The sequence below is a fragment of the Paenibacillus canaveralius genome (genome assembly GCF_047238265.1).
Classification (GTDB): domain Bacteria; phylum Bacillota; class Bacilli; order Paenibacillales; family NBRC-103111; genus Paenibacillus_F.
This window is the reverse complement of the sequence record NZ_JBDFMM010000001.1, coordinates 962672-979157: the sequence shown is the minus strand read 5'-3', so window position 1 is coordinate 979157 and position 16486 is coordinate 962672. Positions and strand designations below refer to the sequence as shown.

The 16486-nt window shown below is 56.3% G+C and carries 16 protein-coding genes; 4 read left to right on the top strand and 12 right to left on the bottom strand.

The features are described from left to right. Window positions 1-2: 2 nt before the first annotated feature. From pheS to ABC395_RS04460, 4 genes are all read right to left on the bottom strand, one after another. A complete protein-coding gene (pheS, locus tag ABC395_RS04475) occupies window positions 3-1037 on the bottom strand; it encodes a phenylalanine--tRNA ligase subunit alpha (protein WP_413001033.1) in 1035 nt (344 codons plus the stop codon). Between the two features lie 507 nt (window positions 1038-1544). Next, window positions 1545-1859 carry a DMT family transporter gene (locus tag ABC395_RS04470; protein WP_103994569.1) on the bottom strand — a complete coding sequence of 105 codons (315 nt, stop codon included), beginning with the start codon at window positions 1857-1859 and terminating at the stop codon, window positions 1545-1547. After that, the gene (locus ABC395_RS04465) at window positions 1859-2212 is read right to left on the bottom strand and encodes a DMT family transporter (protein WP_413001030.1); all 354 of its coding nucleotides are present in this window, start codon (window positions 2210-2212) and stop codon (window positions 1859-1861) included. Before ABC395_RS04465 ends, ABC395_RS04470 begins: the two co-directional genes overlap by 1 nt. A gap of 43 nt (window positions 2213-2255) precedes the next feature. Then, window positions 2256-2825: a TetR/AcrR family transcriptional regulator gene (locus tag ABC395_RS04460; RefSeq protein ID WP_413001028.1), complete on the bottom strand. Its 570-nt coding sequence runs from the start codon at window positions 2823-2825 to the stop codon at window positions 2256-2258. A 167-nt stretch (window positions 2826-2992) separates the two neighbouring features. Here ABC395_RS04460 and ABC395_RS04455 point away from each other — a divergent pair, with 167 nt between their 5' ends. Both ABC395_RS04455 and ABC395_RS04450 read left to right on the top strand, forming a co-directional pair. Next, window positions 2993-3934 carry an aldo/keto reductase gene (locus tag ABC395_RS04455; protein ID WP_413001027.1) on the top strand — a complete coding sequence of 314 codons (942 nt, stop codon included), beginning with the start codon at window positions 2993-2995 and terminating at the stop codon, window positions 3932-3934. Between the two features lie 174 nt (window positions 3935-4108). Then, complete coding sequence (locus ABC395_RS04450) at window positions 4109-4651, top strand: DUF4352 domain-containing protein (protein WP_413001025.1); 543 nt, start codon at window positions 4109-4111, stop codon at window positions 4649-4651. Between the two features lie 236 nt (window positions 4652-4887). Here the strand turns inward: ABC395_RS04450 and ABC395_RS04445 are convergent, their stop codons facing one another. From ABC395_RS04445 to ABC395_RS04425, 5 genes are all read right to left on the bottom strand, one after another. Next, a complete protein-coding gene (locus tag ABC395_RS04445) occupies window positions 4888-6846 on the bottom strand; it encodes an FAD-dependent oxidoreductase (RefSeq protein ID WP_413001024.1) in 1959 nt (652 codons plus the stop codon). Window positions 6847-6946: 100 nt separating this feature from the next. Continuing rightward, window positions 6947-8170, bottom strand: coding sequence for an ArnT family glycosyltransferase (locus tag ABC395_RS04440; RefSeq protein WP_413001023.1), 1224 nt, complete (start codon window positions 8168-8170; stop codon window positions 6947-6949). Between the two features lie 190 nt (window positions 8171-8360). Then, window positions 8361-9452 (bottom strand): sensor histidine kinase, encoded by a 1092-nt coding sequence (locus tag ABC395_RS04435; protein WP_413001021.1) that lies wholly within the window; start codon window positions 9450-9452, stop codon window positions 8361-8363. A 36-nt stretch (window positions 9453-9488) separates the two neighbouring features. Further along, the gene (locus ABC395_RS04430) at window positions 9489-10181 is read right to left on the bottom strand and encodes a response regulator transcription factor (protein WP_103994562.1); all 693 of its coding nucleotides are present in this window, start codon (window positions 10179-10181) and stop codon (window positions 9489-9491) included. Between the two features lie 190 nt (window positions 10182-10371). Then, window positions 10372-11352, bottom strand: a complete 981-nt coding sequence (locus tag ABC395_RS04425; protein ID WP_413001019.1) for an ABC transporter substrate-binding protein — start codon at window positions 11350-11352, stop codon at window positions 10372-10374. Between the two features lie 377 nt (window positions 11353-11729). Between ABC395_RS04425 and ABC395_RS04420 the strand changes: the two genes are divergently transcribed. Both ABC395_RS04420 and ABC395_RS04415 read left to right on the top strand, forming a co-directional pair. Beyond that, window positions 11730-12518, top strand: coding sequence for a lipid II flippase Amj family protein (locus ABC395_RS04420; RefSeq protein WP_413006682.1), 789 nt, complete (start codon window positions 11730-11732; stop codon window positions 12516-12518). Window positions 12519-12716: 198 nt separating this feature from the next. Beyond that, window positions 12717-13910 (top strand): DUF418 domain-containing protein, encoded by a 1194-nt coding sequence (locus ABC395_RS04415; protein ID WP_413001018.1) that lies wholly within the window; start codon window positions 12717-12719, stop codon window positions 13908-13910. Window positions 13911-14026: 116 nt separating this feature from the next. On the opposite strand, the gene ABC395_RS04410 is transcribed toward ABC395_RS04415, so the two are convergent. Genes ABC395_RS04410 through ABC395_RS04400 form a run of 3 tightly spaced genes read right to left on the bottom strand, consistent with a single transcriptional unit; the run spans window position 14027 to window position 16151 of the window. Next, window positions 14027-15691, bottom strand: a complete 1665-nt coding sequence (locus ABC395_RS04410) for a copper resistance CopC/CopD family protein (RefSeq protein ID WP_413001016.1) — start codon at window positions 15689-15691, stop codon at window positions 14027-14029. 48 nt (window positions 15692-15739) lie between these two features. Continuing rightward, a complete protein-coding gene (locus ABC395_RS04405) occupies window positions 15740-16045 on the bottom strand; it encodes a DUF2203 domain-containing protein (RefSeq protein ID WP_413001015.1) in 306 nt (101 codons plus the stop codon). Beyond that, entirely contained in the window at window positions 16029-16151 is a 123-nt protein-coding gene (locus ABC395_RS04400) for a DUF2203 family protein (RefSeq protein ID WP_413001014.1), read from the bottom strand. The genes ABC395_RS04405 and ABC395_RS04400 overlap by 17 nt, the downstream gene beginning before the upstream one ends. Window positions 16152-16486 lie beyond the last annotated feature (335 nt).

Here is a 16486-nt window from a genome sequence, read left to right as displayed (position 1 = left end):
GTTTATAGGTGGACGAACTGCTTCAGGAAGCGCAGGTCGTTTGTATAGAAATTACGGATATCCTCTACTCCGTATTTAAGCATCGCGACACGCTCGGGCCCCATGCCGAAAGCGAACCCGCTGTATTCGTTCGGATCGTATCCGGACATTTCGAGCACTTTCGGATGAACCATGCCGGAGCCCAGAATTTCGATCCAGCCGGTCTGTTTGCAGGTCCGGCAGCCTTGGCCGCCGCACATCATGCAGGACACGTCGACTTCCGCGCTCGGCTCGGTGAACGGGAAGAAGCTCGGGCGCAGGCGGATTTGCGTCTGCGGGCCGTACAGCTCGCGCACGAACTGGAGCAGCGTCCCTTTCAGATCGCTCATTCGAATGTTCTTGTCGATGACAAGCCCCTCGATTTGCGTGAACTGGTGGGAGTGGGTCGCGTCGTCGTCATCGCGCCGGTACACTTTACCCGGAGAAATGATTTTGACCGGCACGGCTCCTTTACGGCCTTCCATCGTCCGGACCTGGACAGGGGACGTATGCGTGCGGAGCAGGAGCTCCTCGGTGATGTAGAACGAATCCTGCATATCGCGGGCCGGGTGGTCCTTCGGCAGATTCAGCGCTTCGAAGTTATAGTAATCGCGCTCCACTTCGGGTCCTTCCACGACTGTGAATCCCATTCCGATGAAAATGTCCTCGATCTCTTCGACGATCTTGTTCAGCGGATGAACGGCTCCCTGTACGGACGGACGGCCCGGCAGGGATACGTCGATCGTTTCGGCGCGGAGGCGGTTTTCCGTCTCCTGGCGGTCGTATTCTTCCTGCTTCACCGCGATTACTTCTTCAATCGCACCGCGGACATCGTTGGCCACCTGGCCGATAACGGGACGTTCCTCCGCGCTTAACGCGCCCATGCCGCGCAAAATTTCGGTAAGCGGCCCTTTTTTGCCCAAATACTTGACTCTGAGATCATTCAGCTCCTGCTGGCTGCCGACGGCGGCCAATTCCTGCAGCGCTTGTACTTTTAACGCTTCCAAACGTTCTCTCATGTGTAATCCCTCCTTTAGATCTGGCAACCCTTGACGGTTTCCGGACAACAAAAAAAGCTTCTCCGCCCGGTAAGGGACGAAAAAGCCGTGGTACCACCCTTGTTAGACCGCCTGCTGCGCAAAATGCCTTCCTGGAAGGTCATCCGCCTCCGGCGTGTCTCACTCTTCGAAATAACGGTTCGTAGCCGGTGCTCTCTACTGACCGGCCTTGGGGCCGCTGTTCAAGAGACTGCTCGGGAGCGAATTTCGGCAGCCTGGTTCCACGGGGACGCTCTCAATCTCCGGCGTCTCCTCCCTGTCAGGAAGCACTGCGTACTTATCTCCTTCATTGCATTTGATATGGAATTTATTATCGCGTTTAACTATGCCACCTATTATATGAAAATCGGCGCGGCGTTGCAAGCCCGTTCAGCACCCGCTTTCTTCTTTGCAAAAATGACTTGTACCGCGCGAATCTCCCAGCGCGCGGTGCTCGGCGTCACTTGACGGCGGGCAACATTGCGAAGATTACGTAAGAAGCTTGAGCCCTACCGCCGCCGAAATAATCATGGCGATAAACACAATGCGGCGCCAGTCTTTGGACTCGCCGAACATAAACATGCCCAGCAGTGTGCCCCCGCACGTGCCGATTCCCGTCCACACGGCGTAAGCCGTGCCCATCGGAATGGATTCCATCGCATATGAGAGCAGCGAAAAACTGAGGCCGAAGCCGAGGAAAAGCAGCGCGTAAGCCCAAATCGTCTTTTTCTGCGCGATTTTGTTCATGGCGAGCACGCCGAAAATTTCCGAACATCCCGCCAGTATCAGTGCGGCCCATGCCATCAGGAATTCACTCCTTTCGCCGGTTCTTCCGGTCCGGGGTCTTTCGTTGTGATTTTAAGCCCGATCACGCCGCCGAGCAGAATCAGGATAAAGACAATTTTCAGCCAGCTGATCGGCTCCCCGAACACGATCGTTTCCGCGAGGACCGTCCCCGCCGTGCCGATCCCCGTAAATACCGCGTACACCGTTCCGACGGGCAGTCGGCTTGTCGCCATCAGCAGAACCCAGAAGCTGAGCAGGATAGCGGCTCCGGTCAAGATCCAGGTAAACGCGTCATGCGCATGTTTCAGACCCGAAACCCAGCCGATTTCCAGCAATCCCGCCGCCAATACATATAACCAGTTCCGATTCATAATCGAATTGTGCCTCCTTCTTTTCCCATATGCTCATGAAGGCTCATGAATGGGAGATTCCCCGCCAGTAGACGTCCCACGAAGCCTCCAGCCTTCTGTCGTAGCTTTCGGCCGTTCCGTACAGCAGTTCCACAATGACCCCGTCCATCAGACAAAGAAAAGCCGCGGCGGCTTTGTCCGGGTCCACGCCGATTGCCGAGCGGTCGGCCTTGAATACGGAGGTCAGCTTCTCCTCCATCCGGGACAAGTACGTATAAGAAAGGTCGATCGTTTCCCGGTACATCGAGGCCGGCGGAAAGTACATCATCCGTATCCAGAATTTCGTCGAACCGTTATGCTCGTACTTGCCGCGCGTATGAGACAGAAGCTTATACAGCTTGCGGTCCAGCGCCTCTCCGCCTTTCTCCAGATGGGAAGCGGCAAATTCCAGTTCGCCGCGCGACGCGTCCTGCAGCAGAATGAGAAACAATTCCTCTTTGCCTTTAAAGTGTGCGTAGATGGAAGGCGTTTTTATCCCTACGGCTTCCGCGATATTCGCCATGGAGGTGCCTTCGTAGCCTTGGGCGGCAAACAAATCGAGCGCGGCCGCTTTGATCCGTTCAGGGGTATTCATGAGCCTCATTCTCCTAACTAACATTAGTTAGGCATAGTATGTCACATTTCCGCTCTAGGATCAAGCGCATTTTGACTTTGCCCTCGTTTTCCCGTTAAATGAAAGAGAATATACCGTACGGATTCCGGGTCCGGCACGGTCAAATACGTACGCGGGAGGCTGAAACGATGAAATACCGCACACTCGGCAAAACGGGATTGAAAGTGTCCGTGATCGGCGTCGGCACATGGCAGTTCGGCGGCGAATGGGGACAAGATTTTACGCAGGATGAAGTGGACGCTGTCCTCGACAAGGCAAAAGAACTCGGGATCAACCTCATCGATACGGCGGAATGCTACGGCGATCATTTGTCGGAAACGTTTATCGGCAATTATTTGAGCCGCCGGGGCCGTGAAGGCTGGGTCGTGGCGACCAAGTTCGGCCACCATTATCATGACCGGTTTAAACGGGACGAGCGTTTTTCGGCAGAAGATATGATCGGGCAGCTCGACGCCTCTTTGAAAGCGTTGGGAGTGGACTACGTCGACCTGTACCAGTTCCATTCGGGAACGGATTCCGCGTTCGACAACGACGCGCTCTGGACGGCGCTGGACAAACAGAAGCAGGCGGGCAAAATCCTGCATATCGGCACTTCCATCGCGAAGAACGACAACCTGCATCAGGTGGCCGCCTCTACGCAGGTCGGTTCGGAAGCAATTCAGGTCGTGTACAACCGGCTCGACCGCGCTCCCGAAGAGAGCGTGTTCCAGTCGTGCCTGCAGCAGAACCTCGGCGTGCTTGCCCGCGTTCCTCTCGCCAGCGGCTATCTCAGCGGCAAGTACAAGCCGGGCGCCACTTTCGCGGCCACCGATACGCGCCACCGCCACGATCCCGCCGAGACGCAGCGCAAGCTTGAGGAGGTCCAGCGCATCCGTGAGCACGAAGTGCCGGAAGCGATGGACATGGCGACGTGGGCCCTCGCGTGGTGCTTGAAGCATGACGCGGTCAGCGCCGTCATCCCGGGCTGCAAAAACGTCGCTCAAGTCGAAAGCAACGCGAAAGCGGCGCAGTATCTGAGCGACAACCACCCGCAAGCATGGACGGAAGAAGCGGAAGCTTCCGGCGCATGATTGCGCACGCAAAAAGCCTATCCGGTTTACCGGATAGGCTTTTTGCGCTGCCGTGCGGCAGGGGCTGATCAGGCCGCCTGGAAGAACACAATTGTTTGCGCAGGAATTGTTTACCGGGTTTCGTTTGCGGGTTATAAGTCTTAACGAAGAACATTCAGATTGGGGGAGAGTCTCTTGAGAACAAAACTCGGCCTGCTTGCCGCCGTTTCGTGTCTGGCCTTGTCCGCATGCGGCGACTATAAGGAGCAAGCATCCCCGCTTATACAGGGCGCTGCCGCGGACCGGTTTTCCAATACCAAAGCGCCGCTTCATGCCGCGCCCCTCGCTCAGGAATACTCCAAAGAAGATACCGTTCAAATCGGCGATGCCAAAATAAAAGTAAGCAAAGTGGAAAAGTTTACGGAGCAAGGTCCCGAAACGCCCAATCTGCCGGACGGCGAATTTGTCGTGGTGACGCTGAATATCGAAAATTCGGGCACCAAAGAGCTCTCGTACAATCCGTACAGCTTCGAGATGGCCAACAGCCGCGGGATGACCAGCGACAAGGTTCTCGCTTCCTTCTCCGGTGAGACCGGTCTCAAGTACGGCGAGCTGGCACCGGGCGCCAAAGTTTCGGGCACTCTGGTGTTTGAGCAGCCCAAGGGCGATCCCAAGCTCCAGCTTCTTCACAAAGAAGACGCGGGGCCGGATAAGGCGGTAAAAATCAATCTGCAATAAACGCAAACGTCCGATAAATAGCCCGAAAAAGAAAATGCCCTGTTCCGGCGCCGGAACAGGGCATTTTCTTTTTTTAGGGCCGGCTGCATCTTGAGTCTGCTCGCCGTGCTCGCCTGCACTGACTTAGCATCACCTTGCGGGTGTTACGGGTCTTCTCCGGGCAGCCATTCCGGCCTTCAAAGAAACGGCCGGTTCCTCCCCGCAAGGGTCCCCCTGTACAGGCTTCAAGCTTCGCCTTAAAACTTCGCTCCGGCCTGCTTTTCCACCGCGTCTTTGAGCATCATGTACACATCGCCGTCGCTTAATTTCTCTTTATTGGCGATGATGCCGAGGGTCGCTTTACTGAGCAGCCCGCCGCTTTCCAGCGCGGCCTGGGCTTCCGCGGCCTCCACCTTCAGCCCCGCGGCCAATGCGATCGTGTAGCTCGCCTGCTGCAGAGTCAGCGTTTTCTTTGCAGGCTCCTCCATTCCTTTCACGGCGGCGGAAGGATCTCCTTGGAAAGAAGCGGCAAACATCCGTTTCACGCTGTTCATCTGGTTCACCATCCGCTGTGCGTTCGACGCATTATCCAGTTCCTTAAAGCCGACGTTCGCATAAGAGCCGTAAGCGATGCCCATGGATACCGCCGCTTTAAGTCCCGGATACGCTTTATGCTTCATGAAAGGCGCATCGTCCAGCTTGTAAGGCTTGAGGTCCATCCCCTGGCCGTTCAGCCGCTTCTGCAGCTCTGCGATCAGGGGCTCCGATTCCGCCATGGCGCGGAAGGTCGTCCCCTTCTCCGCGGCCAGCTTGGCCGCAGCCCCGGCCGCTTCGCCCTCGGCCATGCCGACGGGGATGACGCGGGCGCTGCCGTGAGCCAGCGTGTCGTAGCTGGCGCTCCGGCCGACGACGAGAAGGCCGTCGACGTTCTGCGGCACGATACTGCGGAACGGAACCGCGTACTTCGTCGGATGAACGACGACCGCGCCGTTATCGTTAGGCGACGTTCTTTGGATATCCGCCGGATAGGAACCGAAGGCGATCCGGTCCCACTGATCGCGGTTTTCCAGCAGATCCACGACGCTGAGCCTGTACAGCCCCTCCATGTGCCGGGTCTCGCGCACATACAGCTCGGGAGCGATGCTGTCCAGCTCGACGTTTTTGAATTCATCGAACGTCTTCAAATACTTGACGACATTCGGAATTTCCTTGGCGGCGATCTCCAGCCCCTCCTGCTGGGATTTCGGATTCAAGCCGTCGATATTGAAAATATGCAGCGCATTGATCAGCACCGTACCGTCAAGCTGTCTGCCGATATTGAGTCCGCGCATCTTCATCCGCTCTTTATTCAGCGGCACATATCCCGCCATCTCTTTGCCGTAGCCCCAGGCGGACATTTTGTCGAGGCCCGTATCCTTATCATTGTCGCCGTTCAGTCTTTTGGCCACCTTGGCCCACACGTCGTCGGTGACATTTTTCAGCCGGAATACGGCCGTGACGGCCATCCGGGCTTTTTTATCCCCGATATCTTCCCGTCCGATCGTAAAAGGCACTCCCGCGGCCGCGGCAAAATCCGCATCCTGGGTTGCGTCGATTACGGTTTTGGTGCCGATGGTCCGCTTCGTCCCATCCGGTTTGGTGACGGTGATGCCGGTTACGGACGAGGCATTTCCTTCTTGCTTGAGAACCGGCTCCACGCCGTAGCCGTCCATGGAGACATCGATATTTTTCTCATCCTGCACCAGTTTGTTGAACGCGTTGGCCGCTGTCGTAACGTCAAAGGAATGGCCTTCGATTTTCTCGTACCATTCTTTGAAAATGCCCTGATTGAAATACGCAGGCTCTTTGCCGGGAAGGGTCGAGACGGTTTTATCCCAGTTCATATCGATGCTGTTCAGCCAGCCTTCCGTCATAAGACCGCCCAGAACCGTACGCTTGCGGGGTTCGATCAGAAGGGTCTTCAACCCGCTGCGGGACGCGGATACGGCCGCGCTGACGCCCTCGGGGTCCGTGCCGACGACCACAACGTCATAGCTGTCCTGCAGCTTTTCGGCCGATGCGACTTTCGTCAGCTCCTGCTTGGGAGGAAGCGGCCCGGAAGCGGCGGCGTTCCATTTGGAGGAGTAATAATACCAGCCTCCCCCGGCACCTGCCAGAAGGACTATGACAAGAACGAGTAAAATACTTTTTTTGCCTGTAAAAAAGGAACGGAACATAGTGCACCTCGTAACTTTCATTTTCGTTTTCTTGTTTTCATTTCATTGTTACATTCGTTATCGTTCATTTTCCCTGACATCGTTACTATGCTTCATTTCTTTATTCGGCTGATTTCGGAACTGATGCCCTCTCTGTTCGCCTGTTTTTCCACCACATAACCGCACGCACGCCCACGATGCAATCCAGGATGATAATCAGAGGCATCATCGTGACGTTATAACGATAGTCCGCCACAAAGCCTAGGCGAATCAGGCTCATCGTGACGATCACTAGAGCCAGCAGCGCAGCGGTTTCCCTCCAGCGCCTCAGTGCAGCCAGAACGGCAATGCCGCCGGACAGCACGAGCGTGCGGTGAAGCAGATTCGCGTTGAACGGGAGCACCGGATAGTACGGCTGATGACCGCCTCCGCGGTAGACGCTCTGGTAAACGTACTGCATTTTCCCGATCGTATACCATTTGATAAACAATCCGGGCTGCGTCGAGAAACCCGCTTTCAAGCGGGCTACCGCCAGCTCTTTTTCCGTTTTGCCCGCAGGATCGACGAGACTCTCGTCGTTAAACGTATTGTACGGATACGTTCCCGCCCTGAACGGATTTTCCTGGGCCGCCGTCGCGACCCATTGATGCAGCGTAACCGCATTGCGGATCCACCAGGGTGCAAGCAGCAGCACAACGGCCGCGGCGGAGCAGGCAAACAGCCGGATCGTCCGTTTCCTCGCTTCCTTGTCCCGGAACCATTGGAACGCGAAAGCCAGCGCTATCAGCGGCAGAAACTCCGGACGTACCAGCACGGTCAGACCGAGCCAGATTCCCGCGGCCGCCGCCCGCCCGTAAGTCGGCGTTTCAAACACCCGGATCTGGGCAAGCAGGTATCCCATCAGGAGGAATATCGCCAGCACTTCGGTCAGAACGGCCCCGTTGGCCCAGACGAGCGGCGGATATACGGCCGCGATCAGAAGGGCGGCGAGCGCCGTCCGTTCACCGGAGAACCTTCTCGTAATGCGGTAGAGAAACCCCAGCGTAATCAGACTCAGCAGCGCCTGTATGTACCGCACCAAGGGAAGCGGGTTGTTCTCCTTATAATCCGCCAGCTCATACACCGCCGCCAAAAAAAGCGGATAACCGGGCGTCACGAGCGCGTTCGGGGTCTCGCTGTTATAAGCGTACACTCCCGTGTCCAGCAGTTGTCTGACCATCGTATCGTAATTCAGCGAGTCATGAGGCATCACATGATCGGCCGAACGGAGAAAATCGATTCGCAGATATGCCGCCAGCAGAAAAATTACCGCCATTGCGGCCCAAACCCGTTTTTTACGATTCATGATGCGGCTCCTTTCGGCCCTTCATGTTTTCCAGTATACAAAAGAGATTTTAAGAGGCGGTTTAGGAGCGCTTACCGTCCGCTTAAAGCATTCTTAAGAAAACTTAAGGATTCTGCCCGCCCGATACGACACGGTACAAAAAAAAGAAGGCCCCGGTTATCGGCCTTCCTTAGCTGTCTGTTCCAGGCTGTCATGAAGGCTGCAGGGGGAGCCGCGTTTCGAAAACCGTCTGCTTCCGCTGGCTGCGCGCCGCTATCCTCCCGCCGTGCATCTCGATGATACTCTTGGCGATCGCCAGCCCAAGGCCGGTTCCGCCGGTCCGGGCCGATCTGGATTTCTCCGCCCGGTAAAACCGCTCAAAAATATACGGCAGGTCCGATTCCGGAATGGGCGCGCCGTAATTGATAATTTCCACGACGGCCTCCTGACCGCTGCGGCTGATTTTGATATCGACGGTCTTGCCTTCGCTGCCGTACCGGACCGCGTTGGAGATCAGGTTCTCGTAAGCCCGGACCAGTTGGCTGCCGTCCGCATGGATATAGAGCGTGTCGTCCTCCGCGGTCACCCGGCACGTCATGCCCGCTTTCGTTAAAATCGGGACGAATTCCTCCGCCAGCTGTTTCAGAAAGCCGTAAATGTTCACCCGCTTCATTTGAAGCTCGATGCCTTCGCCGGGCAGCGACGTATATTCGAACAAGTAGTCGATGAGCTTGTTCAAATTTTTCGTTTTCTCATAAGCGATGCGCGTATAATACCGGAGTTCGACCTCATCCTTGTACCGGTCCGTCTCAATCAGCTCCAGATAGCCCAAAATCGACGTAAGAGGGGTCCGGAGATCGTGCGAGACGCCCGTGATCAGTTCGTTTTTCGTCCGTTCGGCTTTTCTTTCCTCTTCGATGGACTTTTTGAGCTTCCGGGTCATGACGTTGATCGTTTCCGCCACCTCGCCCAGCTCATCGGAAGAACGGGCCGCGATTTCATAATCGAGATTGCCCTTCGCGATTTCCTGTACGCCTTGTGTGATCTCTTCCAAATACCCGATAATCTTGCGGCTGAACATAAAAAAATAAACAAGAAACAATCCGCCCCCGACCACGACCATTACGGGCGTAGAACCGATGTTGTTGACGATCCAGCGCAGAGGTCCTGTGTAATAGCTGAGACCGATAACCGATTTCACTATCCGGTAAGCGAGAAGTACGGTTCCCGCCGCAAACACGATGCTGAGAATAAAAACGAAAATAAACTGCCAGCGCACGGTGTGGATAAATTTGTTTTTCAAGTTCGTTCACTCCAGTCTTGCCGCTTCGGGCCGGACTTATTCGATCGTGTATCCGATTCCCCAGACCGTTTTGATAATTTGCGGGCGGCTCGGGTCTTTTTCGATTTTTTCGCGGATTTTGCGGATATGAACCATTACGGTATTGTTCGATTCAAAAAAAGGCTCATCCCATACGGCTTCGTAAATTTGCTCCATGCTCAGCACCTGTCCCCTGTTTCGTGCCAGCACCTGAAGGATGGCAAACTCTCTGGGCGTCAGTCTGACCTCGCTGCCTTCCACATATACTTTATGGGTGCCCAGATTAATGAGCAGGTCCTCAATAAGAATTTCATTCTCGTTTTTGACGAGATGGCTGTTGAGCTGCCGGTATCGGCGGAGCTGCGATTTGACCCGTGCCAGCATCTCCAGCGGGCTGAACGGTTTGATTACATAATCGTCCGCTCCGATGCTCAGTCCCGTGATTTTGTCGATCTCCTGGCTTTTGGCCGACAGCATAATGATCGGCATATGCTTTTCTTCCCGTATTTTCATGCAGGCCTCGATTCCGTCCATCCGGGGCATCATGACGTCGAGAATAATGAGATCGACTTCATTTTCGCTCAAAAGCTCCAGGGCTTCGGCACCGTCGGATGCTTTTAACAGCCGGTAGCCTTCGTTTTTCAAGTAAATCTCCAGAAGATTGGTAATTTCGGTTTCGTCGTCGACTAGCAGGATCGTTCCCCCGTACATAGCTGTACCTCCAACACGGCCGCATTCTGAACAGCCGCCCGTTTTCTGTCTTTGTCCCTAATGATACCATATCCTGTTTTAGGGGATTTCTTAAACTATTTTAAGATAAGCTTCCGCAGTAAAAAAAAACTCCGCCCGGAGGACGGAGTTCTTCGCTTGGCGCTGCCGGAGCCCGCCATTCTTATTTACTTTACTTGATGTCGTAGAACTTATACAGATCGTCGAGAAGCAGATTAGCCGCTTTAACGCCGCCCGCGGTGTTCCACGTTACGTCGTTGACCTTCTGGGCTTTGCCGTTCTTCACCACGTTCAGGTTCTGCCAGAGCGGATCCTTGATGATCGCTTCTTCCTGTTTCGTACCGTTGCCGTCGCCCGTTTCATACGTGAAGTAGAACAGACGGTCGGAATCCACTTCCGGCACGCGCTCTTTCGTAATTTCCTCCACGAACGTATCCTTCGCTTTTACAGGCGTACGGGCAATCCCGATCTGCTTGAAAATAATGCCGGTAAACGTATCGTCGAGATAGATACGGGTTTTGCCGGCCATAAAACGCACGACGGACACTTTCTCTTTAAGCTTGTCGCCCGCTTTGGATTTGAAGTCTTCGATGCGCTTGTCGAAATCGGCGATGATTTTCTCGCCGTCCGCTTTTTTGTTTACCGCTTCGGCGTAAAGACTGAAGTTGTTCTTCCACTCGCCGCGCAGTGTTTCGGAGAATACGGTCGGCGCAATCGCGCTCAGTTGAGTGTACACTTTCTCCTGGCGCATTTTGTTGCCGATGATCAGATCCGGTTTCAGGCTGATAATCGTTTCCAGGCTCGGCTGGTGCTCGTCGCCTACGACGGTCACGCCTTCCATATCGGCTTTGATATGATCGTACCAAGGGTTGCCGGTAAACGATTTAACCGCTCCGACCGGCTTGATGCCCAGAGCCAGTAATGCTTCCGTTCCTTCATTCGTCAGAATGACGACGCGTTTCGGCGCAGCCGGCACCTCGGTCTCGCCCATGGCATGTTTAACCTTGATCGTCTGTTTCGCTGTATCTCCGGGCGCGGGCGACGCCGCTCCCCCATCCGAAGCCTGATTGCCTTTGCCGCAGCCTGCCAGAGCAAGCGCCATCGCAAGGACAAGCAGACAGAATACGTAAGATTTGCGTGCTGCTGATTTCATCTGTTCTATTCTCCCCTGTCCGTTCTTGGTGATAATGATTATCATTCACAAAGGAATGATACCTTTTTACAGATAAGTTGTCAACCTGACACCGCTTGATTTTCTCCTTAAAAAAACCGGTCGCGCCCTGTTAAATTCTTCCTTGGAAGACCGTGTTCTCTCGCTTAAAGGCCGGGATCCTTGTATAATTCCACTAGAAAGACCGGACGGCTTGTCAAACACACCGGCCAAAACGCAAACTCAAACGGGCGAAGCGCAGTAAACGCGGAATATCGTACTGACTTCCCTTTAACCCTTGCCCAAGTTCGAACTTCATACAAACCCGGGCCGACGGCGCCATTCCATTTCTTCAAAAGGAGAGTCGATATCTCTTGACCATGCTTCTCCTCGCCTGTCTGTTCACCCTGATTATTCACGCGGCCGAAACGTCCGCCTACGCCTTCCGGCTGGCCGGAATCCGGACCGCCAAACTGGCTGTCGCCCTGTCGCTGGCGGGAATGATCGTCCTGATCTCGCGGACCTCGAACATGGTGCAGGGCCTGATGATTTCCGGCATCGCGGATCAGGCGGGGCGGACCGATCCCCATCTGGCCCTGGCCCCGTTCCGCTTCGTTCTGATGTCGGCATCGGTCGGAACCGCCATAGCGATCGTGCTGTTTCCGACGCTTGTCTCCTTGTCCGCGCGGATGATCGCCCATTTCGAGGTGACCGGCTCCATTCCGCTTCTGCTGAAGGCCACGGCCAACGTGCACGGCATCAAACAGGCCCGCAAGCATCTGCGCCCGCCGCGCCTGCAGATGCTCTCCCGCCTGCGGATCGGCGGGGTGCCCAAACGCCTCGTCGTGCTCAATGTCGCCGTTACGGCCATCTATACGGTCGGCGTCCTGTCGGCCCTGTACGCGTCGGCCTTCAGCCCCGACAACAAGTCGCAGGCCACTATGTCTTCCGCTCTCATCAACGGCATCGCCACCATCATTATGACGCTGATGATCGACCCGAAGGTCGGGCTGCTGACGGACCGGGCGATGCACGGCAAAGCCAGCCGGGAGGCCGTGAATAAAATGTTCGGCCTCCTCATGCTGTCCCGATTGGCCGGAACCATTCTGGCCCAAGTGCTGCTCGTACCCGCCACCTCGTTCATTCTGTGGGCGCTCACGCTGTTCTAAGCGGAGGGGGACGGCCGCAAGCGGACGGCTGCCCTCAATCGAACCGGGCTGCCGGAGGACGGCCTGCTTTCAGGCTCCCCCGTGCTGTTTGCCTGCAAGCTGTCTCCCGTTCAAGCCTCCGATTTGCTACCGGGGGCTCTTTCACGTATGATGAGGAAAAAATCGCCTATCAGGCTACGACGGGACGGTGTACCTTCTATGATCGGCCCCTCCGCAGGGACTGAACGCATCATCGCACTCGATATTATCCGCGGTTTCGCTCTGCTCGGAATTTTCCTGGTCAATATGCCGACCTTCAGCGGAAGTGAATTTGCGGTCTACCACGGCGCGGACAGATGGCTCCGGCTGCTGTTCGATCTGTTCGTCCAGGGAAAATTTTATCTGATTTTTTCCTTTCTGTTCGGGCTAGGCTTCTATATCTTCCTGTCACGCGCGGAGCAGAAAGGATACGGCCCCGGCCTGTTCCGAAGGCGCCTGCTCGCGCTGCTGCTGATCGGCTTCCTGCATCTGGCGCTTTTCTGGAGAGGAGACATTCTGACTCTCTACGCGATTACAGGCTTTCTGCTCCCCTTCTTTTACCGGATGAGGACGGAAACGATCCGCACGTGGGGACTCCTTCTCGTGCTCGGCTACCTGCTGCTGATTCTCGGCCTGCCCGCCCTCATCGTGGCACTGATCGCCTATGCCAGAGGCGGAATCGATCCGTCATTGGGCGGTCCCTTGTACACGCAAGCCGAAGCCGCCGCGAGCCTCCATGCTTTCCGGACGCTCTCCTGGCCCGACTGGCTGGCCTGGCACTGGCGCAGCGAAGTATGGGACTCGCTGTCCAGCCAGCTTTCCATGCTGCCCATCGTCCTCGGCATGTTCCTGTTGGGGCTGGCCGCCGGCAAGAGCGGCCTGCTCCATGACGTAAGCGCCCACCGGGACCGGTGGCGCAAGATCCGCAGCCGCTGTCTGGCGGCCAGCATCCCGCTTCTGGCAGCCATCGCCGCCATTTACGCCGCCGGGGCGGAAACCGGACTCAGCCTCGTGACGTTCTTCCTTGTCTACATGAGCGGGTTCACGCTGGCGTTTGTCTATATCGCCTCCCTCGCTCTGCTGCTCGTAGATCCGGTCTGGCAGCGGCGGCTCCGGTTTCTCCAGCCCTATGGCCGGATGGCGCTGACCAATTATTTGACGCAGACGGTCCTCTGCGTCGTTCTGTTCCTCGGCTTCCGCTTATACGGTCAAGTCGGCCTGTGGCAGGGCACCCTGCTCTGCCTCGTCATTTACCCGCTGCAGATCGCCTTCTCGGCATTCTGGCTGAAACGGTTCCGTTACGGGCCTGCCGAGTGGGTCTGGAGAAAATGGACCTACGGCCGCCTGTCGCCGGAAGGAAAGCAAAGCCGGTAAGTGAAATGTTCCGGCTCGCTCGCTCCCTGCGCAGATGCAGAACGTAGAATGCAGAATGCCGGATGCAAATAAAAGAGCCCCTTATGCTTCTCTGCATAAGGGGCTCTTTTTGCCGTTTAATATAGCCTGAATTCTTTCTTGTAAACCGCCTCGTCGTCGTTGGAGTCCATAATCCGGACTTCCAGCGTGCATTTGCCGGGAAGCGGCAGGTAAGGTCCCTGGGTGTAATAGGTGTACATATTGTACCCCTCCAGCCAGTTCTTTTCCTGATTCTCCTGAAGCTCCAGCGGAATCTGGATGGGAGCCAGCGTGGCCTCCTCTCCTTCTTTCGGCTCGTACTGGGCGTTCATCTGCACATGCTTGGGCGGCCCCAGCGTATCCAGCACCCAGACCGTCACTTTGAACGTGTTGGTGCCCGGCGCTTTCGGCGACACTTCGGCCGTCATATGCACGCTTTTGCCCATCTCGTGCCAGTTCAACGGCTCATTGGGAGGAGCCGGGGACAAGTATGTCAGAACGCCGACCACGGCCAGTATGATCAGCATAAAGCTGAAATCGGCCTTGTAGAGCTTCGCCGTCGCTCTCTCCCGCTTGTTCTTCAGCGTATAGCGGAGGAAGGCGGCCGTCGCTACGACAAGCACGACAACACCGACCTTTATGAGCAAAAGAATCCCCCACTGGGTATATACGATCATATCCAGGCTCGGCAGGAACAACAGCGTCAGCACGACACCGCTCACGGTAAGCGCGATAATCGACCAGAGCGCCGCTCCGGAAAAAAGTCCCAGGAAGGAAGTAAACTCCTCCCGCCGGTTCCGGTACACCGCGGCGGCTGCCGCCAAACCGCCTACCCAGACGGCCGCCGCCGCCAGATGGATAAAATCGGCGGCTACGCTCGCCCAGACGGGCGGGAACGTTACCGCATGACCTGACATGGCTTTGACCGCCAGCAGCAATACTGCCCAGGCGTAATCCAGCCAGGCCGCCTTTCCGAGCAGCAAGAAGCCCGCCAGAGATAAGCCCAGCGAAACGAGCCAGGAAATGCCGATTCCCGTGCCCGTCAGCAGACTGCCGAGCTGGGAAAGACCTCCGTCGCCGAGGAGGGCCTCCACATGTGTAAGAATTACAAAAAGCAGGGCGACCAGGTAAAAGCGCTGCAAATTCAGCGTCCATTTCGCGGAAACGTCCTCCGGAAGCTTGCGGCCGGATGCGGAGCGCCTCCAGAGCAGCCAGCCGGTCAGCCCGAGCATCGCGGCATACCATAGGCCGCGCGCCGCATATTGGATCATCCCGTCTACGCCGGAGCTGCCGAGATTATGATTGTGCCCTGTGGACGTACCGCCCGTGCCGTCCGTACCGCCGCTTCCGGCAGCGGGCGCCGCTTTACCGACCGTGAGCGGATAACTGCCGCCCACCGGATGGCCGTCGCCGGAGATGACGTGGTAAGACACCACGTAAAGCCCGTCGTCCAGCTTCGGCAGCTTCAGAACGATCCCCGTCCGGTCTTTCGTCATCTCGGCCGCATTATCCGTAACCTTCGCCCCGGACTGATCCAGAACGCGTATGTAGTAGACGCCTTCTTCCAGCGGCTCGTTAAAGGTCAGCTTGATCTGTTCCGGCGGCTGCGCGAGCGTGCTGTTCGGAGCGGGGTCCGTTCCCGTCAGAATCGCGTGCGCCAATGCCTCCCGGGGAAACAGTCCTCCCAGGATGACGAGCAGGCACAGCAGGCCTGCCGTTACAAAGGCCAGCCGGCCGGCCGGCCTCACTACCTTTTCCTTCATGTTCAGTCCATTCGCCTCCCGCAATTTTGTAAGACAAGCTTCCCGGATCTAACTGTCTTCGGGAAGCGGCTTGCGGCCCGTGTATCCGTCATGCCGGCTGTGATAATAACCGATGCGCTCCTCTCCGCTGCGCCAGCAGAGAAGAACTTCCTCGCCCTCCAGAATGGACGGAAAATCCACAAGGCCGGAATCAATGTCCTTAAGCTCGATTCCCTGATGATAAAAGTGCTGAATGATTCCGCGGGCTTCGATCTGCAGAAATTCCAGATCGCATTCCAGCTCGAACAGCGGATCGTAAATGTCTTTCCCGCCGAGCTTGCGGACGGCTTGTCTTTTTTCACGCAGACTCCGCATACTTGTCCTCAAACTTCTTCTTGATTTTCTTCAGACCGGAGATCTGGTCCCGTACCGCAGGAAGCAGGGCGTTGGCTTCCTCTATCGTAAAATACCGTTTGGCCATGTACTCCACCCCCTAAGATGAGTGTACCAGAAACAGGTGCCCCGAATCGAATGTCTCATGCCGCCGGCCCCCTCCAGTATACGTGATGAAAAAGGCGGAAAAAGAAAGCTCACATGACAATTCCATGAAAAAAGGGAAAAGTCCTGCTTCGGTTTCCGGGCTCTGGGCTCTGCCTGGATCGTCCGGCATCTGTACAGGCACGATGCACAAGAGATTACCCTGAAAGTTCCCGCCGGAAACATTCCCGTTACCTTCGGCAGCGGCGGCTTGCTCTGGATGAAGCGGCTGCGGCCTTCCTTCGGAAGCCGCTTTTCCGCTTCCGCCGCCGCAGCGGT

What these genes read in the sequence shown, in the direction of transcription:
- ABC395_RS04415 (WP_413001018.1), top strand. Translation starts at nt 12,717, where the DNA reads ATGATCGGCCCCTCCGCAGGGACTGAACGCATCATCGCACTCGATATT.
- ABC395_RS04425 (WP_413001019.1), bottom strand. Translation starts at nt 11,352, where the DNA reads ATGAAATCAGCAGCACGCAAATCTTACGTATTCTGTCTGCTTGTCCTT.
- ABC395_RS04465 (WP_413001030.1), bottom strand. Translation starts at nt 2,212, where the DNA reads ATGAATCGGAACTGGTTATATGTATTGGCGGCGGGATTGCTGGAAATC.
- ABC395_RS04470 (WP_103994569.1), bottom strand. Translation starts at nt 1,859, where the DNA reads ATGGCATGGGCCGCACTGATACTGGCGGGATGTTCGGAAATTTTCGGC.
- pheS (WP_413001033.1), bottom strand. Translation starts at nt 1,037, where the DNA reads ATGAGAGAACGTTTGGAAGCGTTAAAAGTACAAGCGCTGCAGGAATTG.
- ABC395_RS04445 (WP_413001024.1), bottom strand. Translation starts at nt 6,846, where the DNA reads ATGTTCCGTTCCTTTTTTACAGGCAAAAAAAGTATTTTACTCGTTCTT.
- ABC395_RS04405 (WP_413001015.1), bottom strand. Translation starts at nt 16,045, where the DNA reads ATGCGGAGTCTGCGTGAAAAAAGACAAGCCGTCCGCAAGCTCGGCGGG.
- ABC395_RS04455 (WP_413001027.1), top strand. Translation starts at nt 2,993, where the DNA reads ATGAAATACCGCACACTCGGCAAAACGGGATTGAAAGTGTCCGTGATC.
- ABC395_RS04410 (WP_413001016.1), bottom strand. Translation starts at nt 15,691, where the DNA reads ATGAAGGAAAAGGTAGTGAGGCCGGCCGGCCGGCTGGCCTTTGTAACG.
- ABC395_RS04420 (WP_413006682.1), top strand. Translation starts at nt 11,730, where the DNA reads ATGCTTCTCCTCGCCTGTCTGTTCACCCTGATTATTCACGCGGCCGAA.
- ABC395_RS04460 (WP_413001028.1), bottom strand. Translation starts at nt 2,825, where the DNA reads ATGAATACCCCTGAACGGATCAAAGCGGCCGCGCTCGATTTGTTTGCC.
- ABC395_RS04400 (WP_413001014.1), bottom strand. Translation starts at nt 16,151, where the DNA reads ATGGCCAAACGGTATTTTACGATAGAGGAAGCCAACGCCCTGCTTCCT.
- ABC395_RS04430 (WP_103994562.1), bottom strand. Translation starts at nt 10,181, where the DNA reads ATGTACGGGGGAACGATCCTGCTAGTCGACGACGAAACCGAAATTACC.
- ABC395_RS04440 (WP_413001023.1), bottom strand. Translation starts at nt 8,170, where the DNA reads ATGAATCGTAAAAAACGGGTTTGGGCCGCAATGGCGGTAATTTTTCTG.